Source organism: Pseudomonas sp. P5_109 (assembly GCF_034009455.1).
In the GTDB taxonomy this organism is placed as follows: Bacteria; Pseudomonadota; Gammaproteobacteria; order Pseudomonadales; family Pseudomonadaceae; genus Aquipseudomonas.
The window spans coordinates 5,057,553-5,079,106 of sequence record NZ_CP125380.1; the positions used below are offsets into that span (position 1 = coordinate 5,057,553).

Sequence of the window (21,554 nt, forward strand, 5' to 3'; positions counted from 1 at the left end):
CGTCAGGTTCTCGGACTTGCGATCTGACGGCCAATTTCCTCGTAGCTGGACTTCAGCACTGTGCGCTGGATATCCGGACTAGCCAGCATGCGCGCCACGACCAGCGCGCCAATACATTGCGACAGAATTGCCCACGCCAGGCTGTCGCTTTGCAGAACCCCCGCCCAACTTTCCTGTAGCCGACAAATCCAGTGCTCCGCCTGCTGACGGACAGTCACGTCGGAGCGGGCAATTTCCGCCCCCAATGCCGGCAATGCACAACCGGATTCAGGATTCTCGACGTGAGACATGCTCAGGTACTGCTTCAAGCAACGCTCAAGCTTGTCACGGTCCTGCCCTTCCCCCAGTCGCGCCATGCTTTGGCACAGCTCACGCTCGACAATGCTCGCAAACAACTCATCCTTAGACGAGAAGTGGCTGTAGAAAGCGCCGCCGCTCAAGCCAATCGCTTTCATCAGGCCGTCCACGCCCACCGTTGAAAATCCCGATTTCTTGGCCGATACCGCACTGCTTTCCAGCAGCCTTTGTCTGGTTTCCAGCTTGTGATTGGCCGAATAACGCATTGCCCTTCCCCTTAAATTGCTCATCTTGACGCCTGTCGAATCATAGCATAACGTTCGTTTAGTTAACGATCGTTTACCAAAAGGGATCTACCCATGAATAACAAGAAGGTCGTACTGGTCGTCGGTGCAGGTGATGCCACGGGCGGCGCCATTGCCAAGCGTTTTGCCCAGGAGGGATTTGTCGCCTGTGTCACCCGCCGCAGCGCGGACAAGCTCCAGCCACTGGTGGATGCCATCACGGCCTTTGGCGGCGAGGCCCATGGTTTTGCCTGCGATGCACGCAAGGAGGAAGACGTAATTGCGTTGGTTGAGCAGATTGAGAGCGAGATCGGGCCCATCGAGGCGTTCGTGTTCAACATCGGCGCCAACGTGCCGTGCAGCATTCTCGAAGAAACCGCCCGCAAGTATTTCAAGATCTGGGAAATGGCCTGTTTCTCGGGGTTTCTCAATGCCCGGGAAGTGGCCAAACGCATGGCCAAGCGCCAACGCGGCACGATCCTGTTCACCGGTGCCACCGCCGGCCTGCGCGGTGCCGCCGGCTTTGCCGCATTCGCCGGCGCCAAGCACGGGATCCGTGCATTGGCGCAGAGCATGGCTCGTGAACTGGGGCCGATGAACATTCACGTTGCCCATGTCGTCGTCGATGGCGCCATCGATACGGACTTCATCCGCGACAGCTTCCCCGAGAAATACGCGACCAAGGATCAGGACGGCATCCTCAACCCCGAACACATTGCCGAAAACTACTGGTACCTGCACAGCCAGCCCCGCGATGCCTGGACCTTCGAGTTGGACCTTCGCCCCTGGAGCGAACGCTGGTAAGCCCTCCCCCTACAACAATAAGCAGAGCGCACCGACCATGAGCAAAACCGTGGAATTCCTTTTTGACCTGGGCAGCCCCACCACCTACCTGGCGTATACCCAGCTACCGGCAATCTGTAAGCAAACTGACAGCCAGTTGATCTACATTCCGATTCTGCTTGGCGGTGTGTTCAAGGCCACCGGCAACGCCTCCCCGGCGACCATTCCGGCCAAGGGCCGCCACATGATTCAGGACCTCGACCGTTATGCCCGGCGCTACGGCGTGCCACTGAAATTCAATCCGCATTTCCCGATCAACACCCTCATGCTGATGCGTGCCGTGACCGGCATTCAGTTGCACCATCCCGAGCGCTTTATCGCCTTCATTGACTGCCTGTTCAACGCCCTGTGGGTCGACGGCCGCAACCTCAATGACCCGGAAACCGTAGCGGCGGTGCTGAGCGGCAACGGTTTCGATCCCAATGAAGTGCTCGCACTGACCGCCGACGAAACAGTCAAGGCAACCCTCAAGGACAATACCGAGAAAGCGGTGCAGCGCGGCGTGTTCGGCGTACCGAGCATGTTTGTCGATAACCAGCTGTACTTCGGCCAGGATCGACTGGACTTCGTACTCGAGGCCCTGAGTTAAATCTCGACCACCAACCGCCCCTTTGCCGCTCCCGACAAGAGCAGTTCATGGGCGGTTTCTGCCGATTCCAGCGTGAAGGAGTGCGGGTCAAGCAACGGCATGAGCTTGCCCGCCTCAATCAACCGCGCCGCCTCGTGCAGAATCTCTCCGTGATGCTCACGCCCCTTGCCGGTCAGAAGCGGCAGCAAAGTGAAGACACCGGAGTAAGACGCCCCGCGAAAGGAAAGCGGTGCCAGGCTGTGCTGCCCCCACCCCAGGCAACTGAGCACATGACCGTGATACATCCGTGCCGCCTTGAATGACGCATCCAGCGTTTCACCCCCCACGGTGTCATAGACAATGTCGAAGCCCTCGCCCGTCGTATGCTCAGCCACATAGTCTGCAACCGAAGACTTGCGGTAATCGATAAACGTCGCGCCGACCCCTTCGATGATCGATTGCTGCCCCGCAGAGCCCGTGGCAAAAACTTCTGCGCCAAAAGCGCGGGCGATTTGCACCGCAACATGGCCAACACCACCGGCGCCACCATGGATCAATACCTTCTGCCCGGGCCGAACACGAGCCCTGTCCACCAGACCTTCCCAGGCGGTGATCAGCACCAGCGGCAAACCGGCAGCCTCACGCATGCTCAGGTTGTGTGGTTTTCGAGCCAACAGTCGTGCGTCGACCACCGCGTACTCGGCCAATGATCCTTGAACACCACCAATACCGGTGGCCATGGTGTACACCTCGTCCCCCGGCAGCCAGCCTCTGACGTCCTCCCCCAACGCCTCTACGGTTCCAGCCAGATCCATCCCCAGTATCGCCGGCAATGGTTGAGCCGCATGGGCCGCCTGCCCGGAGCGGATTTTGCCATCCAGCGGATTGACACCACTGGCCTTGATCCTGACCAATACCTGCCCCGCCTGCGGCACGGGCCGTGGGATCGAAACCAGACGTAAAGGCGCATTGGCCGAGTCGACCATCAAAGCGCGCATATTCAGTGAGTCAGTCATTTCGCCATGTCCCATCAGTAGTGAATGCAGGACTGATTTTGTCTTGCTCAATTCATGCCGATAAGACGCCATATCGCTATAGTGACCATTCCATTACGGCATCAATGAGAAGTTCCGTGGACAAACTCAATGCAATGGCGGTTTTCGTGCGGGTGGTCGAACGGGGCAGTTTTTCCGCCGTAGCCCGGGAGATGCAGACCAGCCAGCCGACCATCAGCAAAGTGTTGCAAGCACTGGAAACCCGATTGGGCGGAAAGCTGATTGCCCGCAGTACGCGCAAGCTATCCCTGACGGACGAAGGTCAGCGGTACTACAACGAATGCCGACTCATCCTCGCCGCCGTGGACGCGGCGGAACATAGCTTTCAATCCGGTCGGGAAAGGGTCGTCGGTCCGTTGAAAATCGGCTCGTCGGTCAGTTTCGGCCGCTTGCAGATCGCCCCCCGGTTACCGGAATTTCTCAAACACTACCCCGACGTACAGATAGATTTGCAATTGAGTGATCAGAACCAGGACCTGGTCAGCGAGGGGCTGGACGTGACATTCCGGATCGGTGCCCTGAACGACAACGGCCTGATCGCTCGCCTTGTCGGCACGACCCATCGGGTAACCGTCGCCTCACCTGACTACGTCAGGCAAAACGGCCAACCGCAAACACCGCAGGAACTGGGCAGGCACAACTGCCTGATGTTCAACCTGCTGAATAGCCAAAACCTGTGGGTGTACACAAAAGACGCCCAACGCTACGAAGTGCGGATCAAGGGCAATGCGCAGAGCAACAGTTCCGAGGCGATCCGCGAAATGGTGCTGGGGGGATTGGGGATTGCGCTGTCACCGGTGTGGCTGTTCAGCGAAGACCTGGGCGCCGGCCGGGTGAGCGCGATTTTGCAGGATTACAGTACGTTGTCGCTGCCAATTTATGCCGTATCCCCGGCGAATCGTCGCCAATCCGCCAGGGTCAAAGCCTTTGTCGACTACATGACTCAGGCGCTGGATAACGCGCCCGAGCTTCACATCAGATAGCCGCAGTACGGGTATTCAACCAATCCAGCGCAGCGCCCTCGACCAACGGGCTCAGACGCTCGCGCACTTCGGCGTGGTAGGCGTTGAACCACTGCTTTTCGTCTTCGCTCAGCAGCGACGTTTCCAGGCAACGCGTATCGATCGGGCACAGGGTCAGCGTTTCAAACTTCAGGAACTCGCCGAATTCGCTTTTACCCGCCTCACGGTTCATCGCCAGGTTTTCGATCCGCACACCCCAACGACCCGGACGATAGGTGCCCGGTTCAATGGAGGTGATCATGCCGGGTTGCATCGCGGTTTGCGGTGCAGGTGCAGCCTGGTAAGCGATGACTTGCGGACCTTCGTGGACGTTCAGGAAGTAGCCAACGCCATGACCGGTGCCATGACCGTAGTCGACACTTTCCGCCCAGATAGGCGCGCGGGCGATGGCATCGAGCAGCGGCGACAGAATGCCTTTGGGGAACTGCGCGCGGGACAGGGCAATCACGCCCTTGAGCACGCGGGTGCAATCGCGCTTTTGCTCATCGGTCGGAGTGCCCACCGCGACCATCCGCGTGATGTCGGTAGTGCCCCCCAGGTACTGGCCGCCGGAGTCGATCAGCAACAGACCGTCGCCTTCGACCACCGCGTGCTCTTCTTCGGTGGCGTGGTAGTGCGGCATCGCGCCATTGGCGTTGTACGCGGCGATGGTGTTGAAGCTCAGCGACACGTAGTCCGGACGGCGCTCACGGGCGGCGGTGAGTTTTTCATCAATGGTCAGTTCGGTGATGCGCTCGCGCCCCAGTGCCGAGTCCAGCCAGGCGAAGAATTCGCACAGCGCTGCACCGTCCTGTTCCATGGCCTGACGGATGTGTTCGGCATCGGCCAGGCTTTTTTGCGATTTGGCCAGGGTGGTCGGGTTCAGCCCTTCGATCAGTTTCACCCCGCTGTCGAGGTTGTCCAGCAACCCCGCCGTGACCCGCGCAGGGTCGACTTGCAGGCTCGCGCCACTCGGCACGGCGCGCAGTGCAGCGGCAACTTCGCTGTAGTCGCGCAAGGTCACGCCGTCCTGTTCGAGGACTGCACGCAACTCGGCGCTGACCTTGCTCAAGGCCACGAACAGCGTGGCCTGTTGCTGATTGATCAGGGCAAAGGAAACGAATACCGGGTTGAACGACACGTCGCCGCCGCGCAGGTTGAACAGCCAGGCGATGTCATCCAGTGTGGCGATGAAATGCCAGTCGGCACCCCGCGCCTGAAGGGTTTCACGCAGTTGGGCGAGTTTTTCGCCACGACTGACCGTCGCTTGCGGTGGCAGGTGTTGATAGATCGGTTCGTTCGGCAGACCTGGGCGGTCGCTCCAGACACCGCTCAACAGGTCGATGTCGGTGCGCAGACGGGCGCCACGCTCTTCAAGTTTGCTGCCCAGGGTCCGTGCCGAAGCCACGGCCATGACCGCGCCATCGACTGCCACAACGCCACCCTCGGGAGTTTGCTCGGCTAGCCATTCCAGTGGCCCGGGTTGACCCGGTTGCAGCTTGACCAGGTCAATGCCGCTGCCCTTGAGTTCCTTGGTCGCCTGCTCCCAGTAACGGCTGTCGGCCCAGACGCCGGCAAAATCCGGGGTCACGATCAGCGTGCCGACCGAACCATGGAAGCCCGACAACCACTGGCGCCCCTGCCAGTAACCCGGCAGGTACTCGGACAGGTGCGGGTCGGCCGACGGCACCAGCAAGGCGTGAATGCCTTCCCGGCTCATCAGCTCGCGGGTTTGCGCCAGGCGCTGGGGCACCGATCCATTGATCGAAAGCTGCGTATTCATCGTGTCTCCTGCTAACCACTTCATCATTATTGTTGAGTGCCGATCAGCGCCGGCGCTTCGTCGCCCTACTGCCAGAATGCCGGAGCACTGGCGCAGGCCGCCTTGATCAGTTGAACCGCCTGGTCGATGTCCTGCTCGGTGGTAAAACGCCCGAGACTCAAGCGGATGGTGCGACTGGCCGAGCGGGCGTCGTGCCCCAGGGCCAGCAGTACATGGGATGGGGCATTGCTCGCGGAGTTGCAGGCCGAGGTCGCGGAAAACGCAATCGAGGCCTGCAACGCTGCCGGGTTGAACTCACCTTCTGCGAAGGTCAGGCTCAGGGTATGGGGGATGCGCCGGGTCGGGCTGCCATTGAGCCGCACGCCGGGAATGCTCGACAACTGCTCGAGCAAGCGCTCACGCAAATACACGATAACGGCTTTCTCTTCATCAAAAGAGGCGGCCGCCAAGGCGAAAGCCGAGCCCATGGCGACAATCTGATGGGTCGCCAGAGTACCGGATCGCAAACCGCCCTCATGCCCGCCACCATGGATCTGCGCCTGCAAACGCTGCTGGGCGCGCGGACCGACGTACAACGCACCGATGCCTTTGGGGCCATAGAGCTTGTGCGCGGAAAACGACATCAGGTCCACTGCCCACTGCGCGAGGTCGATCGCCACTTTGCCCGCGCCCTGTGCGGCGTCGACATGGAACAACGCCCCGCGATCACGCACGACCTGACCGATGGCGGGAATATCGTTGAGGGTGCCCAGCTCGTTGTTGACCAGCATCAGCGACACCAGGAAAGTGTCCTCGCGCATGGCTTCGCTGACCGCTTGCGCGGTAATCAGCCCCTCGGCGTCCGGCACCAGGTACGTCACGGCGACACCGGCATCCTGCAATTGTTTGGCGGTATCGAGGATGGCCTTGTGTTCGATCTGGCTGGTGATGATATGGCCGCCGCCAGTACCGCGGGCCTGGGCCACGCCTTTGAGCGCGAGGTTGTTGGATTCAGTGGCGCCGGAGGTCCAGACGATCTGCCCAGGCGTCGCGCCGACCAGTTCGGCGACCTGGCGTCGCGCCTGTTCGACCGATTGCCGGGCCTGCTGGCCGAAGACGTGGGAACTGGAGGCCGGGTTGCCGAAATTGCCGGTAAAGCCCAGACATTCGACCATCACCTTGATGACCCGCTCATCCACCGGCGTGGTGGCGGCGTAATCGAAATACAACGGACGTTTATTCATAAAAGACTCGCAGAGCGTGTTCCGGGATCAGGAAGCTCGTAACTGCAAACGGCAAAGCGCAGCCTTGTGAGCTGCGCGCTGTTTTCAGAACGTACCAATACCTGATCGGATGCCGTTAAAGAAGAACTACTTCATTTAAAAGTGCGTAGGAACGCTCCTGAAAAGTCAGCTTAACAGGCATCGGGCAACCGGTTGAAGCAATGCGTCAGCTAAAGCTTTCGAGCATCAGCGGATACAGCGAGACCACCAGCAGCGCGGCCATGCCCCAATTGAACAGGCGCAGCCAGCGACGGTCCTTCAGGACATTGCGCAACAGCGTGCCGCAAGCGGCCCAGACACCGACACTCGGCAGGTTGATGATGGCAAAGACGGCAGCGATCACGATCACATTAGTGAAGTAACCTTGCATCGGCGTGTAGGTGCTGATGGCGCCAATGGCCATGATCCAGGCCTTGGGATTGACCCATTGGAACGCGGCGGCGCCCAGATAACTGATCGGTTTCGCCTCGCCTTGCTGGCTCTCCGAGACCGGTCCGGAATGGGCGATTTTCCACGCCAGATACAGCAGATACGCCGCCCCCACGTAACGCAGCACGGTGTAGAGCAACGGGTAAGTCTGGAACACCGCGCCCAGGCCAAAGCCGACCGCCACCACCAGTACAAAGAAGCCACAAGTGATACCGAGCATGTGCGGAATCGTGCGGTTGAAGCCGAAGTTCACCCCGGATGCCAGCAACATGGTGTTGTTCGGGCCGGGCGTGATCGAAGTGACGAGGGCAAACAGGGCGAAGCCCAGCAGCAGATCGAGTGAGAGCGTCATGGGTGGCAGTCCGTCAGGGTCAGTCAGGTATTGACCCTACCGCACACCTTGGGCGAAACCCATGGACAGTTGCGCGAAACTTGGAGCAGTACAGTTTTGCCTCAGCTAGGACGACCGTGCAGCTGTACAGATCGCCCGGCGTTCATTTCACCCTGGTTGTCGAAGCCGAACGACTTCTGCGGCTGGCCGAGCAGTTCGGCTTTCTTCGCGTGGTATTCATCGAAGGACAGTCCACGGCGGTTCAGCGCTTCCAGCGCCAGTTCCTTGCTTTCTTCAGCCGTGTAAGGACGAAGCTCCGGGGAAACATGGCTGGCACATCCGGCGAGTACAGAGACGGCGAGCATCAGCAAAGTGGCAATCATCGGTTTCATTTCTGGCGTCCTGGCGACTGGGTTCGAGGCAATGAACACAGGCTACCCGCGCCTCCCGGGCAGCAGAAATCAACGCTTTCAATAGTGCCTATCAGCAAATGGCGATCATTGTCCTTGCCTGTATCAGCCGACCAGACTGCAATGCAGTGCGTTGTCGTGGCTGCGCTGCAGACTGTGCAGCACCTGGAACGATCCGAAGGTCACCGCCTTCGCCTGATGGGCGCGGATCAACTGCCAGAAATCCACTTCGCCGCTTTCAAAGGCCCGGAACGCGGCCTCCCCTGCTTCTCGGGTTTGCCATTGCAGATAATTGAGTACGCGTCGGCCATCGTCGCTGGCCTGGATACTGGCACTGAGAAAGCCACGGTGCTGCCGGGCCAGATGCTCGGTCTGGGCCGACAGGGCCAACACCAGCGCGGGCTGTTGATGCGGCTCGATCTCGAATTCGATCAGTTGGGCAAAGCTGCGATTGTTCTCTGAGGCTTGCATGAAATGTCCCCACTCACATGTAAGGCGAATCTTGCGATCCGAAGGTGTGCAGGGTAAAACCTCTAGTTAACTAGAGGTCAAGAGGCAATTTTTAAATGATCACCCCGGAAAACCTGCACAAGGAACTCACCGTCGGCCAGGTCGCGGCGCGCAGCGGTGTGGCAGTCACGGCGCTGCACTTCTATGAGTCCAGGGGGCTGATCAAAAGCAATCGCAATCAGGGCAACCAGCGCCGCTATCCGAGGGAAGTGTTGCGACGGGTGGCGTTGATCAAGGTTGCCCAGCGCCTGGGGATCCCTTTGGCGGAGATTGGCGAAGCGCTCAAGAGTCTGCCCGACAATCGGGCGCCGACGGCGGCGGACTGGAAAATCCTGTCGGCGCAATGGAGTCGGGAACTGGATGAGCGCATCAACCAATTGACCCTGCTGCGCGATCGTCTCAACGGCTGTATCGGTTGTGGTTGCCTGTCGATGGAGGCTTGTCCATTGCGCAATGCCGGCGACGTGCTGGGGGAACGCGGGCCGGGGGCGCACTGGCTGGAGCCGACCTGATGGCATTTGTGTGGCGTTGCTGCTCGTCGGGCGCTCGGTGAGGCGAAAGAGACTGGCCTATATTTATTCGGTCGTATAACGGCACAGGCACTTTCCATTCACACAACAAGAACAGGGAGATCCATCATGAGCGTCAAACCCATTCCGGAGGGGTATCACAGCATCACCCCCTACCTGGGCATCAACAAAGCCGCCGAAGCCATCGCCTTCTACAAAAAAGCCTTCGGTGCCATCGAAGTCATGCGCCTGAACATGCCCGATGGCGGTGTCGGTCACGCCGAACTGCGTATCGGCGACTGCCCGATCATGCTGGGCACACCTTGCGATCAAGGACCACTGCGCAATCCGGACAATTCGCCGTCCGTGGGTCTGCATTTGTACGTTACGGATGTCGACAAGTCCTACAAACAGGCCATCGATGCCGGTGCAACGGTGGTGTCCGAGGTCAAGGATCAATTCTACGGCGACCGTTCGGGCACCTTGAAAGATCCCTACGGTCACCTGTGGTTCCTCGCCACTCGCAAGGAAGACCTGACCCAGGAACAGATCGAGCAACGGGCGAAGGAGATGTTTTCGCAGGGTTGATCTTCGGTGTTGGAGCGGGCCTCTTCGCGAGCAAGCCCGCTCCCACATTGATCCCGCTTGCCGTACACGGTTCATGAACAAACACACCACACTTTGAGCCTTGCTCTCGGCCTCCGGGGATTTCAGGATGGCGGCAACCATTACAAGGAGTCACCCATGTTTGCCGGATTCCGCAAAGACCAGTGCCACGTCAACGGTGTGGATATCGCCTACCGCATCGGCGGTAACGGGCCTGCCCTGCTGTTGCTGCACGGCCATCCACAGACCCATGTCATCTGGCACAAGGTCGCCGGGCAACTGGCCAAACACTTCACCGTGGTGGCCGCCGACCTGCGCGGTTACGGCGATAGCGGCAAGCCGTCGGCGGACGAGCACCATAACCACTATTCAAAACGGGAGATGGCCCGGGACGCCGTCGAGTTGATGAAGTCCCTGGGGTTCGAGCATTTCTCGATCCTCGCCCACGATCGTGGTGCCCGGGTTGCCCATCGCCTGGCGCTCGACCATCCAGATGCCGTGCGGCGCATGGTACTGCTCGACATCGCCCCGACCCTGTCGATGTACGCGCAAACCAACGAAGCCTTTGCCCGCGCCTATTGGCACTGGTTCTTCCTGATTCGTCCGGCACCATTGCCGGAAACCCTGATCGAAGCTGATCCGGAGTCCTATCTGCGCAGCGTCATGGGCAGCCGTAGCGCCGGGCTCAAACCCTTTACCGACGAAGCCTTCGGCGAATACCTGCGCTGCCTGAAACAGCCAGGGGCTGCACGCGGCATCTGCGAGGACTATCGCGCCAGCGCCAGCATTGACCTGGACCACGACCGCGCCGATATCGAGTCCGGCCATCAGCTGAATCTGCCCCTGCTGGTGTTGTGGGGCGCCGAAGGTACGGTCGGGCGCTGCTTCGAACCGCTCGAGGAGTGGCAGCACGTGGCAACCGACGTGCGCGGCAAAGCCTTGCCGGCCGGCCATTACATTGCCGAAGAAGCCCCTGAACTGTTGCTCGCCGAGGCGCTCGACTTCCTGCGCTGAGTCTTCGTTCCCGCGCCGGGCTCACCGCGCGCGGGTTGTTCCGCGCTCCCCCTCTCTGCCTCGCCCTCAACAACTGCGCTGACCTCAAGGCACTTTCGCAAGCAAGCCCAATCCAGGCTTCCGGTAATGCGAAACATTTTCTTTCATTTCTCCGTTCGGGATTTCCCCTGCTCATCCGTCCTACCTAGATGCAGTCCTTTCGCGTAGGCAAAAGCCACGACTGGACCTTCAGGGCCCTCAATCCTGCGAAGCCCGCAGCCGAGCAGCCTCTCATCCAGGCAAGACCTCCAATATGTCAAAGAAGTCCCGTTCAAAAATCTGGTTCCTGGTCCATAGCTGGCTGGCGTTGCCGATCTGGTTTTTCGTGCTGATCGTCTGCGTGACCGGCACCCTGGCGGTGCTCAGCCAGGAAATCGTCTGGCTGGCCAACCCGTCCATGCGCGCCAGCCAGCCCTCGGACGATGCACCGCTGCTCAGTTATCAGCAGGTCATCGAGGCCATCGACAAGGCCGAGCCGCAGACCGTGGTGCAGAGCATCAGTCGGCCCGACGAGTCGCACTTCGCGCTGGATGTCGAAGTCAGCTACCCCGATGGGCGCTCGGTGGTGATTTACGTCAATCCGTACAGCGGCGTTATCCAGGGTGTCGCGCCGGAATTCAACTTTCGCGCGTTCACCCGCGCCCTGCACGGTTGGTGGCTGGTGCCGTTCACCAATGGCTATAGCTGGGGCTGGTACCTGGTGTCGTTTCTCGGCCTGCCGCTACTGGCTTCACTGGTCACGGGGCTGGTGGTCTACAAACGTTTCTGGAAAGGTTTTTTCCGCCCGACCCTGCGTATTCGCCACGGCGCGCGGATTTTCTGGGGCGACTTCCACCGCTTGAGCGGCATCTGGTCGATCTGGTTCATCGCGGTCATTTCCATCACCGGTACCTGGTTCCTGATCCAGGCGCTGCTGTTCGATAACCAGATTTCCATATCCACGGAAAAGATCATTCCGGCGATGTCCCGTGAAGCGGTGCCGCTGTCGCCCGATGGTTCGCCTGCGCCGCGCATCGACCTTGACCGCGCGATTGCAATTGCCACGCAGAAAATCTCCGGGCTGGAGGCCAGCTTCGTCAGCCTGCCAGGCAATGCCTACAGCCATCTGGATGTCGGCGGACGCGGCTGGTATCCGCTGATGTTCCAGACCGCGACCATCAACCCGTATAACGGCGAAATCGCCGCCACGCGCCTGATTTCGGACCGTTCGACCCTGGAGTTCGTCACCGAATCCATGCGCCCGCTGCACACCGGGGACTTCGGTGGCCTGTGGATCAAGCTGATCTGGGCGTTCTTCGGTCTGCTGCTGAGCATGATGGTGCTCAGCGGCTTGCTGATCTGGACCAAGCGCACGGCGCTGGCCACCGCCAATGCCTTCAAGCGCAGCAACAAAAAACCGCGTGGTACCGCTGCGCAACCGGCCACGAACAATGAACCGTCGGAGGTCAACCTGTGAGCAAAGTCATTGCGGCCTCACAACCTTCGCGCCTGAGCGTTTTCTGGCACAAATGGCGCTTTCACCTGAATGTCCTGTTGCTGCTGATTCCACTCGGTTTCATGCCCAAGTACTTCGCGGACGAGGCGCTGATGCGTGGTGACAGTGGCCTGGGCGAACGGGAAATCGGTGAAGTCCAGGTCGGCCCCTGGAGCCTGCGCCTGGCGGAGCTGCGCAATGCCGCGCCCACGCTCGATGGCCCGGCCGGCTACATGAAGGGCTTCAACGCCGCGCTGTGCGATGCCTGCATCGGACAGGTCAAGGCTACGTACCTGCGCATCGGCAAGCCCCGCAGTCTGCGTGCTGCCGGGGTGATTTTCTTCGGCACCCCGTATCGCATGGGCGCTTCGCTGCCCGTCCCGGAAAAAACCACGGCCGACGCCGAGCTGTGGATCACCATGGAAGGCTGGGACGGCTCCATGTATCAGGCATTCATACCTTTGAGCCAGGCCTCCCCCGCCACCATCGCCTGGCTGAACAAACAAGGAGGCAAACCATGATCCCCCCACTTCGCCCGCTCAAAGCCCTGTTGCTGGTGCTCTGCGGCGGATTCAGCGCCAGCGCCCTGGCCCACAACCCGATGTGCGAATGCAAGGCCATCGACGCCGAGCAGATCAAATGCACCGGCGGTTTTTCCGACGGCAGCGGCGCGCCGGGCGTGACCCTCGATGTGATCGGCTACGACGAAACCATTCTGGTGCCGGGCAAACTCGGCGCCGATTCGACCCTGACCTTCAAGAAACCCGGCGCCGAGTTCTACGTGCTGTTCGACGCAGGCCCCGGTCACGTGGTGGAAATCGACCAAGCGGACATCGAAGCGCCATGAGCACTCCAACAACCCAAGTCGTACGCCCGGCCGGTGCCGGCCACGAAACCCTCTACGTTCTGCTGATGTGCCTGGTGATCCTCGCAGTCGCAGGGACTGTGGTGCTCTGGCGCGGCGAATCCCATGAGGTCAGCAGCGTCAACAGCCATCAACTGGATGCCCGCCGCGACCTCAGTGCCTCTGAGCAAGGTATCTATGCCGATTTGCGGGTGACGCTGGACGAGATTCATTGGCTGCGCCAGGAACAGCAAACCCTGCCGACTCCCGAGGTCCTCGCTGAGGAAGGCTTTGCCCCATTTGCCCAGGACGCCAGTTCCGTCAGCCGTGGCGGCCATGCCTGGCAATTGCTCAACGCCAAGGCCTACTTCGGCCAGAGCCAGGTGCCGACGGTCGCCGGTTCATTCCTGATGCGCCTGACCGCCACCGATGCCGCCCCGGACATCTGGCTCAACCGCGCCGGCACGCCCACGGCTCCGGCTGACCTCAGCGATGCCTCGCTCGAAAGCACAGGCTGGCAACAGATCGTCGCGCAATTCGATGCTGGCGTGACCCGCCAGCACCGGCACTGAACCCTCGCCCCACTCGAGAGAAGACCGCTTTCCCATGCCCATTTCATCTCAACGCTCTATCTTGCGCTTGCTGCTGGTCGGCCTGCTGGCCTGCCTGCTGCCATCCCTCGCCAGTGCCGACGACGCAGCCAAACGCCTGCGCATCGGCATCACCCTGCATCCCTATTACAGCTACGTGGCGAACATCGTCGGCGACAAGGCCGAAGTGGTGCCGCTGATCCCGGCCGGTTTCAACCCGCATGCCTACGAACCCCGCGCCGAAGACATCAAGCGCATCAGCGGGCTGGACGTCATCGTGCTCAACGGCGTAGGCCATGACGATTTCGCCGACCGCATGATCGCGGCCAGCGAAACCCCGAACGTGCCGGTGATCGAAGCCAACGAAAACGTGCCGCTGTTGGCGGCCACCGGCGTTGCCGCTCGTGGTGCCGGCAAAGTGGTAAACCCGCACACCTTCCTGTCGATCAGTGCCTCGATTGCCCAGGTCAACAACATCGCCCGGGAGCTGGGCAAGCTTGATCCGGCCAATGCCAAGACCTACACCGAGAACGCCCGCGCCTACGGCAAGCGCCTGCGCAAGATGCGCGCCGACGCCCTGGCCAAACTGACCCAGGCACCGAACGCCGAGCTGCGGGTGGCCACAGTGCACGCGGCGTACGACTACCTGCTGCGTGAGTTCGGCCTGGAAGTGACTGCAGTGGTCGAGCCGGCCCATGGCATCGAGCCGAGCCCGAGCCAGCTGAAAAAGACCATCGATCAACTGCGTGAGCTGGACGTGAAAGTGATCTTCTCGGAGATGGACTTTCCCTCCACCTACGTCGACACCATCCAGCGTGAGTCCGGGGTGAAGCTGTATCCGCTGTCGCACATCTCCTACGGCGAATACACCGCCGACAAGTACGAAAAGGAAATGACCGGCAACCTCAACACCGTGGTGCGGGCGATTCAGGAGTCCGGCGCATGACATCGAAAGAAACGCTCACCACCCCAAGCGCCGAATACCCTGTGGGAGCGGGGCCGGCCTTGGAGTTTGCCGATGTCAGCCTGACCCTCGGGCGCACGACGATCCTCGACAAGGTGACCTTCCAGGTCCGTCCCGGCAGCGTGCACGCGTTGGTTGGTCCCAATGGCGGTGGCAAGAGTTCGTTGATCAAGACCCTGCTCGGGCAAATGCCGCATCAAGGCCGCTTGAGCCTGCAATGGCCGGGCGAGCCCGGCACCATCGGCTATGTACCACAGGCACTGGAGTTCGACCGGGGCCTGCCGATGACCGTCGACGATTTCATGGCCGCCATGTGCCAGCGTCGCCCGGCGTTTCTCGGTTTGAGCAAACACTACGCGGCGGCGATTGGCGAGGCCCTTGAACGGGTCGGCATGCAGGACAAACGCAAGCGCCGCATGGGCGCGCTGTCCGGCGGTGAGCGGCAACGGGTGTTGCTGGCCCAGGGACTGATCCCGCCTCCGCAATTACTGGTGCTCGACGAGCCGATGTCGGCCCTCGATGAGGCCGGCATTCAAGTGTTCGAACGCTTGCTCGGCGACTGGCGAGCGGCGGGCATCACCGTGCTGTGGATCGAGCATGACCTGGAAGCGGTCGGGCGCCTGGCCGATCACGTCACCGGGCTCAATCGCCGGGTGCTGTTCGATGCCACGCCGCAACAGGCGCTGACACCGGAGCGTCTGTTGACGCTGTTCTCGACCCACCCACGGAGCCTTGCCTGATGAGTTACGAAGCTTTTCGCCTGATGGTCCAGGGCTGGGCGTCGTCGGGTTATCTGCCCGAGGCGCTAGCCTATGGGTTTGTAGTCAACGCGTTGATTGCCGGGCTGCTGATCGGCCCGGTGCTGGGCGGCCTGGGGACGCTGGTGGTGGTCAAGCGCTTCGCGTTTTTCTCCGAAGCCGTCGGCCATGCCGCGTTGACCGGCGTGGCCATCGGCATTTTGCTCGGCGAACCCTACACCGGCCCCTACGGCAGCCTGTTCGGCTACTGCCTGCTGTTCGGCATTTTGCTCAACTACCTGCGCAACCGCACCGGCCTGGCGCCGGACACCTTGATCGGCGTGTTCCTTTCGGTGTCGCTCGCCCTGGGCGCCAGCCTGCTGTTGATTCTGGCGGGCAAGATCAACGTGCACATCCTGGAAAACGTGCTGTTCGGTTCAGTGCTGACGGTCAACGGCAATGACCTGCTGGTATTGGCCATCGTCGGTTCGCTGGTGATGGCCCTGGCCTTGCCTTTGTACAACCGCATCATGCTCGCCAGTTTCAATCCACAACTGGCGGCGGTGCGCGGCGTGGCGGTGAAGACCCTGGATTATCTGTTCGTGATTCTGGTGACGCTGATCACCGTCGCCGCCGTGAAGGTCATCGGCGCGATTCTGGTCGGTGCCCTGCTGGTGATTCCGGCAGCGGCGGCGCGTTTGCTCAGCCAATCGCTGAAGGGCTTTTTCTGGTGTTCGGTGCTGATCGCCACCGTCAGCACGCTGTGCGGGATTCTTGCGCCGATCGTCTTCGACCTGCCGATCCCGTCCGGTGCCGCGATCATCCTCGTGGCCGGTATCGCCTTCGCCCTGGCCGCCCTCGCGCGCGGCGTCGTCCCCAGCCTGAAAGGGAACCTTGGATAAATGAATTTTTCACTGCGCCAACTGACCCTCGCCGTTGCCCTGTGCGGTCTGACCACCACGGCCGTCGCCGCCGGCAGCGGCAAACCGCTGCGCGTACTGGCCTCCTTGCCGATTACCTATGGTCTCGGTGAAGTGCTGCTCAAAGGCACCGATGTCAGCCTCGAACGCGCCGCGCCGGCCAACCTGCCCGGCAGCCGCCAGACCGCCTACTTCACCGGGCGTGGCGCCCCGGCGCTGGCCAAGCTGGCAAATGATGCCGATGCGGTGATCGGCCTGCGTTCACTGTGGCCAGACGACCCGCTGTACCCGATCTCCCGGCGCAGCAATATCCGCATCATCGAAGTCGATGCCGCCCGCCCGGTGGACGGCGCCCTGCCCGGTATTGCCGTGCAACCCGGCAGCAAGGTCGACGGGCTGAACAGTCAGCCATGGTTCTCCAGCAACAACATGGGGCGCATGGCCGATGTGATGGCGGCGGACCTGGTGCGCCTGGCCCCCGAGGCCAAGCCGAAAATCGACGCCAACCTGGCAGCGCTCAAGCAACGCCTGCTCAAGCTCAGCGCCACCAGCGAAGCGCGGCTGGCCAGTGCGGACAACCTCAGTGTGATGAGCCTGAGCGATCATTTCGGCTACCTGATTGGTGGTCTCAATCTGGAATTGATCGGTCAGGACCCGCGCCCCGACGCCGAGTGGACAGCCGAGGCGCTCAAGCAATTGGGCACAACGCTCAAGGACAATGATGTGGCGGTGGTGCTGCATCACCGGCAACCGTCGGAGGCGCTCAAAGCCGTGATTGCCGGGTCGGGTAGCCGGTTGGTGGTGTTGAGCACCGATGCCGAGAATCCGGTGGCTGAACTGGAGGGGAATGTGGATTTACTCATCAAGGGACTTGGCGGCGCGTAACCTCGGTTGGACCGCGTTATCGTTCTTCGCGAGCAAGCCCGCTCCCACAGGGGACCGCATTCCAAATGTGGGAGCGGGCTTGTCCGCGAAGGCAGCCGGACAGACAACACAAACTCCATGCATGAAAAAGCCCGCTGACTGTCACCGGTCCAGCGGGCTTCTTTTTGCATGACGACTCAGTGCGCCACAGCCGCCTGCTCATCCATCTTTTGCCGCAAGCTCAACGGACGCATATCGGTCCAAGTCTCTTCGATGTAAGCCAGGCATTCTTTTTTCAGCCCGCTTTTGCCCACGGTGCGCCAGCCTTGTGGCACGGCTTTGTAGTCGGGCCAGATCGAGTATTGCTCTTCGTGGTTGACCACGACCTGAAAGAGGATGTCCTCGCGGTCGAATACTGACGTCATGGTGTCTCTCCATCGTTGTAGGGCGGGCTGCGCTGTGTGCGCAGCCGTTATGTAGAAGGAACGTTCCCCGGGGCGAAAAATTTAGGGATTGGCGATGGCAGCGGCCAGGGCCCGACCAAAAATCTCGGCCACACGATCGATTTGCGCAGCGGTAATCACCAGTGGCGGCAGAAAGCGCACCACCGCGCCATGGCGGCCACCCAGTTCCAGGATCAAGCCACGCTTGAGGCATTCGCGCTGCACCAACGGAGCCAGGCGGGCAAAGGCCGGCGGGTGACCCTGGGCATCCAGCGCGCCCGTCGGGTCGACCAGTTCGACTCCGAGCATCAAGCCACGCCCACGAATATCACCCAGTTGCGGGAAGTCCCGCTGCAGGATGCGCAAGTGCTCGGCCAGGCGCTCGCCCATCGCGGCGGCATGCTCGCAGACCTTGTGTTCGACCAGATAACGCATCACGGCGGAACCGGCGGCCATGGCCATCTGGTTGCCACGGAACGTCCCCGCATGGGCACCCGGCAGCCAGGTGTCGAGCCAGTCGCGATAGACCACCACCGCCAACGGCAGGCTCCCGCCGATGGCCTTGGACATGACCACGACATCGGGAATGATCCCGGCGTGCTCGAAGGCGAACATCTTGCCGGTGCGGGCGAAACCGCTCTGGATTTCATCGACGATCAGTGCGACGCCCGCCTTTTCGGTGATCCGGCGCACTCCGCGCAACCAGTCCAGGTCAGCCGGAATCACCCCGCCCTCGCCCTGCACCACTTCCACGATCACCGCCGCCGGCAATTGCACGCCGGCCTCGGGATCGTTGAGCAGGTTTTCCAGGTAGCTCAGGTTGGCTTTGACCCCTTGTGCACCACCCAGCCCGAACGGGCAGCGGTAATCGTAAGGGTACGGCATGAACTGCACGCCGCTGCCGAGCAAGGCGCCCAGCGGTTTTTTCGGCCCGAGGCTGCCCATCAGGCTCAACGCGCCCTGGCTCATCCCGTGATAACCGCCCTGGAACGAGATCACGGTGCTGCGACCGGTGGCGGTACGCACCAGTTTCAGCGCAGCTTCCACGGCATCGGTGCCGGTCGGGCCGCAGAACTGGATCTTTGCTTCAGCAGCCAGGGCAGTCGGCAGCAGGCCGAACAGATCCTGGACGAACTGGTCCTTGACCGGCGTGGTCAGGTCCAGGGTATGCAGCGGCAGTTCATCGGTCAGCACTTGTTGGATGGCTTCGATCACCACCGGGTGGTTGTGCCCCAGGGCCAGGGTCCCGGCACCGGCCAGGCAGTCGATGAAGGTGCGGCCTTCGACGTCTTCGACGTAAATACCCTTGGCGCGCTTGAGCGCCAGGGGAATGCGTCGCGGATAGCTGCGGGCGTTGGATTCCTGCTGGCTCTGACGGGCGAGCAATGGCGATTCGTTGAACTGATAAAGCGTCTCGGCGGACGTCACCGGCTGCTCTTCGATAAGGCTGGTAGCGACTGACATCTCTCTAACCCTCAGTAAAGTTTTCCTGTTCTGGAAACGCATCAGCGCTTGAGGGATTTAGGCGGTAACACGCAAACCTCTGTAGGAGCGAGCTCTGCTCGCGATGGACTCAAGAACACCGCGTGCATTCAGAAAGCACGCGTTTTCGTTATCGACCATCGCGAGCAGAGCTCGCTCCTACATTGGCATGTGGTGATTTTCAGATAGATTGCAGCGGCATCGTCAGCTCTACCCGCAAGCCGTCCGGACGGCTATCGAAATGCAACGTGCAGCCGCAACGCTGGACGATGGCCTGGACAATCGCCAGCCCCAGACCACAACCGGTGCTCTGGCCGTTGCGCCAGAAACGCTGGGTCAGATGTTGCAGATCCTCTTCGGCGATCCCCGGGCCATGGTCGCGCACCACGAACTGCACACGATTGCCGGTGGTTTCCAGGCTCAACTCCACCGCTTTGTCGGCAGGGGTATGCCGCAGTGCGTTGTCGAGCAAGTTGCGCAGTGCGGCAATCGACAGCACCGCGGGCATTTGCACAGGCGCAGCGGAGACCTTGCCCGGCGCCTGGAATTTGATGCGTTGACGATCGCCGCTCGCCGCGTCCTGGATCGCCAGTTTCGCCACTTGCTCGGCGTTGCACTGCACACCGTCGTCAAACGACAGGCTGCCCTCGACTCGCGCCAGCAACAGCAATTGCTCAAGGGTACGATGCATGCGATCCGCGCCCTCTTCGGCCCGGGCCAGGGACTGATCCCGGGCATTGCCGTCGGTCATGCGCGCCACTTGCAGGTGGGTCTTGATCGCGGTCAGCGGGCTGCGCAACTCGTGGGCCGCATCACCGGTCAGGCGCCGCTCACGCTCGATGGTCTTGCCGATGCGCTGGAGCAACTGGTTCTGGGTTTCCAGCAAGGGTTGCAGCTCGCTGGGCAGCGGCTGGATCTGCAAGGGCTCGAGGGAGTCGGCGCTGCGGCGCATCAACGCATCGCGCATGCGGTTGAGCGGCGCCAGCCCCTGGCCGATACCCAGCCAGAGCAGGCACAGGCATCCGAGCAAGGCCACGCCCACCGGTACCGAAGCGGCCAGCAGGATCGACATGTTCAACGCCTCGCGCTCGATCTGCCGGTCGGCGGTGGTGATGCGCAGATCGCCCCGGGCCAATGTGAAACTGCGCCACGGCGCGCCGTCGATCATCTGATCGTGAAACCCCAGTTTCTCGGCCTCCAGGGCTTGCTGGGGATCGCTGTGGCTGCGGGCAAGGATTTCACCACGCAACGAGCTGACCTGGCACGCCATGCCACCGGGAATGTTCAATTGTTCGGCGCTGAAATGGGTACCCTCGCCCTTGCTCGGCACGGGCGGCAGTTGCTCCATCAGGCCGGCGACCATGCGTGCCGACGCCACCAGGCGCTGGTCGAGGGAAAACATCATTTGATTGCGCAGATCGCTGAGCATCCAGGCCGCGGCCAGGGCCCAGATCAGCGCAAATGCGGCGCCGAGCGTCAGGCTCAGGCGCAAACGCAGACTCATCACTTCGATTCTTCTCCGCCATCAGCCGGCCCCAGGCGATAGCCCAGGCCGCGCACGGTCTCGACAATGCCATTGCCAAGCTTGCGCCGCAGGTGATGGATATGGACGTTGAGGGCGTTGCTCTCCAGTTCGTCGTTGAAGCCGTAGACGCTGTCCTTCAGTTGCTCGGTGGACAGCACCCGGCCACGGTTATGCAACAAGGCTTGCAGCAGTGACTGCTCGCGGCGCGACAGGTCCACCGGCTGCCCCGCGAGCATGGTTTCGCGGCTGCTCGGGTCGTAGGTCAGGGCACCATGTTCGATCAGGTTGACGCTGCGCCCCGCCACCCGTCGCAACAGCGTATGCAGGCGTGCAGCGAGTTCACGCAAGTCGAACGGTTTGAGCAGGTAATCATCGGCACCGGCTTGCAGGCCATCGACGCGGTCGGTGACCGAGTCACGCGCGGTGAGGATCAGGACCGGCAGTTCCAGGCCTTGATGGCGCAACTGCTGCAGCAGCTTGAGGCCATCTTCGTCCGGCAGGCCAAGGTCGAGCACCATCACGTCAAACTCCGCCACCTTGAGCATCGCCCGGGCGGAGGACGCCGTGGCAACGTGCTCCACGGTCAGGCCCTGGGCGGTCAGGCCGGCGACAATGCCGCTAGCGATCAGCTCATCGTCTTCGCAAACCAGTACGTGCATGGGGAGCCTCGTAGAAATAAAGCTGATTAAGCCTTTGACCGATTAAGCCGACATTATGCCGTACGCGCTAGCGCCACAAGGCCGGGGCGGTTAATCATCGGTTAATCGCAA

The 21,554-nt window shown here is 61.5% G+C and carries 25 protein-coding genes; 14 read left to right on the forward strand and 11 right to left on the reverse strand.

Going from position 1 to position 21,554, the window contains the following annotated elements; translation table 11 throughout:
- Positions 1–2: 2 nt before the first annotated feature.
- Positions 3–563: a TetR/AcrR family transcriptional regulator gene (locus tag QMK54_RS22350; RefSeq protein WP_110659949.1), complete on the reverse strand. Its 561-nt coding sequence runs from the start codon at positions 561–563 to the stop codon at positions 3–5.
- A 93-nt stretch (positions 564–656) separates the two neighbouring features.
- Between QMK54_RS22350 and QMK54_RS22355 the strand changes: the two genes are divergently transcribed.
- Both QMK54_RS22355 and QMK54_RS22360 read left to right on the forward strand, forming a co-directional pair.
- Positions 657–1,385, forward strand: coding sequence for an SDR family oxidoreductase (locus QMK54_RS22355; RefSeq protein WP_110659948.1), 729 nt, complete (start codon positions 657–659; stop codon positions 1,383–1,385).
- 37 nt (positions 1,386–1,422) lie between these two features.
- Positions 1,423–2,013, forward strand: coding sequence for a 2-hydroxychromene-2-carboxylate isomerase (locus QMK54_RS22360; RefSeq protein WP_223590942.1), 591 nt, complete (start codon positions 1,423–1,425; stop codon positions 2,011–2,013).
- Here the strand turns inward: QMK54_RS22360 and QMK54_RS22365 are convergent.
- Positions 2,010–3,008 (reverse strand): zinc-dependent alcohol dehydrogenase family protein, encoded by a 999-nt coding sequence (locus tag QMK54_RS22365; protein ID WP_223591082.1) that lies wholly within the window; start codon positions 3,006–3,008, stop codon positions 2,010–2,012. The genes QMK54_RS22360 and QMK54_RS22365 overlap by 4 nt on opposite strands.
- A gap of 104 nt (positions 3,009–3,112) precedes the next feature.
- Here QMK54_RS22365 and QMK54_RS22370 point away from each other — a divergent pair, with 104 nt between their 5' ends.
- On the forward strand, positions 3,113–4,030 hold the full coding sequence (locus QMK54_RS22370) for a LysR family transcriptional regulator (RefSeq protein ID WP_320401370.1): 918 nt from the start codon (positions 3,113–3,115) through the stop codon (positions 4,028–4,030).
- Here QMK54_RS22370 and QMK54_RS22375 read toward each other — a convergent pair.
- The 5 genes from QMK54_RS22375 to QMK54_RS22395 all read right to left on the reverse strand — a co-directional run bounded on the left by QMK54_RS22375 (position 4,023) and on the right by QMK54_RS22395 (position 8,734).
- Complete coding sequence (locus tag QMK54_RS22375; protein ID WP_320401371.1) at positions 4,023–5,831, reverse strand: aminopeptidase P family protein; 1,809 nt, start codon at positions 5,829–5,831, stop codon at positions 4,023–4,025. The two genes, QMK54_RS22370 and QMK54_RS22375, sit on opposite strands and share 8 nt — an antisense overlap.
- Before the next feature lie 65 nt (positions 5,832–5,896).
- Positions 5,897–7,054 carry a cysteine desulfurase family protein gene (locus QMK54_RS22380; RefSeq protein WP_110659944.1) on the reverse strand — a complete coding sequence of 386 codons (1,158 nt, stop codon included), beginning with the start codon at positions 7,052–7,054 and terminating at the stop codon, positions 5,897–5,899.
- Between the two features lie 205 nt (positions 7,055–7,259).
- Positions 7,260–7,874: a LysE family translocator gene (locus QMK54_RS22385; protein WP_110659943.1), complete on the reverse strand. Its 615-nt coding sequence runs from the start codon at positions 7,872–7,874 to the stop codon at positions 7,260–7,262.
- A gap of 101 nt (positions 7,875–7,975) precedes the next feature.
- Positions 7,976–8,245 (reverse strand): hypothetical protein, encoded by a 270-nt coding sequence (locus QMK54_RS22390; RefSeq protein WP_223590947.1) that lies wholly within the window; start codon positions 8,243–8,245, stop codon positions 7,976–7,978.
- A gap of 123 nt (positions 8,246–8,368) precedes the next feature.
- Complete coding sequence (locus QMK54_RS22395; protein ID WP_223590949.1) at positions 8,369–8,734, reverse strand: antibiotic biosynthesis monooxygenase; 366 nt, start codon at positions 8,732–8,734, stop codon at positions 8,369–8,371.
- A 95-nt stretch (positions 8,735–8,829) separates the two neighbouring features.
- Here QMK54_RS22395 and soxR point away from each other — a divergent pair, with 95 nt between their 5' ends.
- The 11 genes from soxR (at position 8,830) to QMK54_RS22450 (ending at position 17,355) form a co-directional block, all read left to right on the forward strand.
- On the forward strand, positions 8,830–9,285 hold the full coding sequence (gene soxR / locus QMK54_RS22400) for a redox-sensitive transcriptional activator SoxR (protein WP_110659941.1): 456 nt from the start codon (positions 8,830–8,832) through the stop codon (positions 9,283–9,285).
- Positions 9,286–9,411: 126 nt separating this feature from the next.
- A complete protein-coding gene (locus tag QMK54_RS22405; protein WP_110659940.1) occupies positions 9,412–9,870 on the forward strand; it encodes a VOC family protein in 459 nt (152 codons plus the stop codon).
- A 156-nt stretch (positions 9,871–10,026) separates the two neighbouring features.
- Positions 10,027–10,902 carry an alpha/beta fold hydrolase gene (locus tag QMK54_RS22410; RefSeq protein WP_223590951.1) on the forward strand — a complete coding sequence of 292 codons (876 nt, stop codon included), beginning with the start codon at positions 10,027–10,029 and terminating at the stop codon, positions 10,900–10,902.
- A gap of 292 nt (positions 10,903–11,194) precedes the next feature.
- Positions 11,195–12,397 carry a PepSY domain-containing protein gene (locus QMK54_RS22415; protein WP_320401372.1) on the forward strand — a complete coding sequence of 401 codons (1,203 nt, stop codon included), beginning with the start codon at positions 11,195–11,197 and terminating at the stop codon, positions 12,395–12,397.
- Positions 12,394–12,936, forward strand: a complete 543-nt coding sequence (locus QMK54_RS22420) for a thiamine pyrophosphate-binding protein (RefSeq protein WP_320401373.1) — start codon at positions 12,394–12,396, stop codon at positions 12,934–12,936. The genes QMK54_RS22415 and QMK54_RS22420 overlap by 4 nt, the downstream gene beginning before the upstream one ends.
- Positions 12,933–13,262 carry a hypothetical protein gene (locus QMK54_RS22425; protein WP_110661842.1) on the forward strand — a complete coding sequence of 110 codons (330 nt, stop codon included), beginning with the start codon at positions 12,933–12,935 and terminating at the stop codon, positions 13,260–13,262. The genes QMK54_RS22420 and QMK54_RS22425 overlap by 4 nt, the downstream gene beginning before the upstream one ends.
- Positions 13,259–13,831, forward strand: coding sequence for a DUF6162 family protein (locus tag QMK54_RS22430; RefSeq protein ID WP_110661843.1), 573 nt, complete (start codon positions 13,259–13,261; stop codon positions 13,829–13,831). Before QMK54_RS22425 ends, QMK54_RS22430 begins: the two co-directional genes overlap by 4 nt.
- Before the next feature lie 34 nt (positions 13,832–13,865).
- Positions 13,866–14,795 carry a metal ABC transporter substrate-binding protein gene (locus tag QMK54_RS22435; RefSeq protein WP_223590958.1) on the forward strand — a complete coding sequence of 310 codons (930 nt, stop codon included), beginning with the start codon at positions 13,866–13,868 and terminating at the stop codon, positions 14,793–14,795.
- The gene (locus QMK54_RS22440; RefSeq protein WP_223590960.1) at positions 14,792–15,553 is read left to right on the forward strand and encodes a metal ABC transporter ATP-binding protein; all 762 of its coding nucleotides are present in this window, start codon (positions 14,792–14,794) and stop codon (positions 15,551–15,553) included. The genes QMK54_RS22435 and QMK54_RS22440 overlap by 4 nt, the downstream gene beginning before the upstream one ends.
- Positions 15,553–16,452, forward strand: a complete 900-nt coding sequence (locus QMK54_RS22445; RefSeq protein ID WP_056727050.1) for a metal ABC transporter permease — start codon at positions 15,553–15,555, stop codon at positions 16,450–16,452. The genes QMK54_RS22440 and QMK54_RS22445 overlap by 1 nt, the downstream gene beginning before the upstream one ends.
- A complete protein-coding gene (locus tag QMK54_RS22450; RefSeq protein WP_320401374.1) occupies positions 16,453–17,355 on the forward strand; it encodes a metal ABC transporter substrate-binding protein in 903 nt (300 codons plus the stop codon).
- Between the two features lie 176 nt (positions 17,356–17,531).
- Here QMK54_RS22450 and QMK54_RS22455 read toward each other — a convergent pair whose 3' ends face one another.
- The 4 genes from QMK54_RS22455 to QMK54_RS22470 form a co-directional block, all read right to left on the reverse strand.
- Positions 17,532–17,759, reverse strand: a complete 228-nt coding sequence (locus tag QMK54_RS22455) for an MbtH family protein (RefSeq protein ID WP_057713869.1) — start codon at positions 17,757–17,759, stop codon at positions 17,532–17,534.
- An 81-nt stretch (positions 17,760–17,840) separates the two neighbouring features.
- Positions 17,841–19,241 (reverse strand): aspartate aminotransferase family protein, encoded by a 1,401-nt coding sequence (locus QMK54_RS22460; RefSeq protein ID WP_110661987.1) that lies wholly within the window; start codon positions 19,239–19,241, stop codon positions 17,841–17,843.
- A 199-nt stretch (positions 19,242–19,440) separates the two neighbouring features.
- On the reverse strand, positions 19,441–20,766 hold the full coding sequence (locus tag QMK54_RS22465) for an ATP-binding protein (RefSeq protein ID WP_223590974.1): 1,326 nt from the start codon (positions 20,764–20,766) through the stop codon (positions 19,441–19,443).
- Complete coding sequence (locus QMK54_RS22470; protein WP_110658355.1) at positions 20,763–21,443, reverse strand: response regulator; 681 nt, start codon at positions 21,441–21,443, stop codon at positions 20,763–20,765. The genes QMK54_RS22465 and QMK54_RS22470 overlap by 4 nt, the downstream gene beginning before the upstream one ends.
- Between the last annotated feature and the right edge of the window lie 111 nt (positions 21,444–21,554).

Excerpts from the sequence above, each read along its gene's own strand:
- QMK54_RS22470 (WP_110658355.1), bottom strand. The coding sequence starts at position 21,443 with ATGCACGTACTGGTTTGCGAAGACGATGAGCTGATCGCTAGCGGCATT.
- QMK54_RS22430 (WP_110661843.1), top strand. The coding sequence starts at position 13,259 with ATGAGCACTCCAACAACCCAAGTCGTACGCCCGGCCGGTGCCGGCCAC.
- QMK54_RS22395 (WP_223590949.1), bottom strand. The coding sequence starts at position 8,734 with ATGCAAGCCTCAGAGAACAATCGCAGCTTTGCCCAACTGATCGAATTC.
- QMK54_RS22445 (WP_056727050.1), top strand. The coding sequence starts at position 15,553 with ATGAGTTACGAAGCTTTTCGCCTGATGGTCCAGGGCTGGGCGTCGTCG.
- QMK54_RS22355 (WP_110659948.1), top strand. The coding sequence starts at position 657 with ATGAATAACAAGAAGGTCGTACTGGTCGTCGGTGCAGGTGATGCCACG.
- QMK54_RS22360 (WP_223590942.1), top strand. The coding sequence starts at position 1,423 with ATGAGCAAAACCGTGGAATTCCTTTTTGACCTGGGCAGCCCCACCACC.
- QMK54_RS22375 (WP_320401371.1), bottom strand. The coding sequence starts at position 5,831 with ATGAATACGCAGCTTTCGATCAATGGATCGGTGCCCCAGCGCCTGGCG.
- QMK54_RS22385 (WP_110659943.1), bottom strand. The coding sequence starts at position 7,874 with ATGACGCTCTCACTCGATCTGCTGCTGGGCTTCGCCCTGTTTGCCCTC.
- QMK54_RS22440 (WP_223590960.1), top strand. The coding sequence starts at position 14,792 with ATGACATCGAAAGAAACGCTCACCACCCCAAGCGCCGAATACCCTGTG.
- QMK54_RS22410 (WP_223590951.1), top strand. The coding sequence starts at position 10,027 with ATGTTTGCCGGATTCCGCAAAGACCAGTGCCACGTCAACGGTGTGGAT.
- QMK54_RS22415 (WP_320401372.1), top strand. The coding sequence starts at position 11,195 with ATGTCAAAGAAGTCCCGTTCAAAAATCTGGTTCCTGGTCCATAGCTGG.
- soxR (WP_110659941.1), top strand. The coding sequence starts at position 8,830 with ATGATCACCCCGGAAAACCTGCACAAGGAACTCACCGTCGGCCAGGTC.
- QMK54_RS22405 (WP_110659940.1), top strand. The coding sequence starts at position 9,412 with ATGAGCGTCAAACCCATTCCGGAGGGGTATCACAGCATCACCCCCTAC.
- QMK54_RS22435 (WP_223590958.1), top strand. The coding sequence starts at position 13,866 with ATGCCCATTTCATCTCAACGCTCTATCTTGCGCTTGCTGCTGGTCGGC.
- QMK54_RS22350 (WP_110659949.1), bottom strand. The coding sequence starts at position 563 with ATGCGTTATTCGGCCAATCACAAGCTGGAAACCAGACAAAGGCTGCTG.
- QMK54_RS22460 (WP_110661987.1), bottom strand. The coding sequence starts at position 19,241 with ATGTCAGTCGCTACCAGCCTTATCGAAGAGCAGCCGGTGACGTCCGCC.
- QMK54_RS22455 (WP_057713869.1), bottom strand. The coding sequence starts at position 17,759 with ATGACGTCAGTATTCGACCGCGAGGACATCCTCTTTCAGGTCGTGGTC.
- QMK54_RS22365 (WP_223591082.1), bottom strand. The coding sequence starts at position 3,008 with ATGACTGACTCACTGAATATGCGCGCTTTGATGGTCGACTCGGCCAAT.
- QMK54_RS22450 (WP_320401374.1), top strand. The coding sequence starts at position 16,453 with ATGAATTTTTCACTGCGCCAACTGACCCTCGCCGTTGCCCTGTGCGGT.
- QMK54_RS22380 (WP_110659944.1), bottom strand. The coding sequence starts at position 7,054 with ATGAATAAACGTCCGTTGTATTTCGATTACGCCGCCACCACGCCGGTG.
- QMK54_RS22425 (WP_110661842.1), top strand. The coding sequence starts at position 12,933 with ATGATCCCCCCACTTCGCCCGCTCAAAGCCCTGTTGCTGGTGCTCTGC.
- QMK54_RS22370 (WP_320401370.1), top strand. The coding sequence starts at position 3,113 with ATGAGAAGTTCCGTGGACAAACTCAATGCAATGGCGGTTTTCGTGCGG.
- QMK54_RS22390 (WP_223590947.1), bottom strand. The coding sequence starts at position 8,245 with ATGAAACCGATGATTGCCACTTTGCTGATGCTCGCCGTCTCTGTACTC.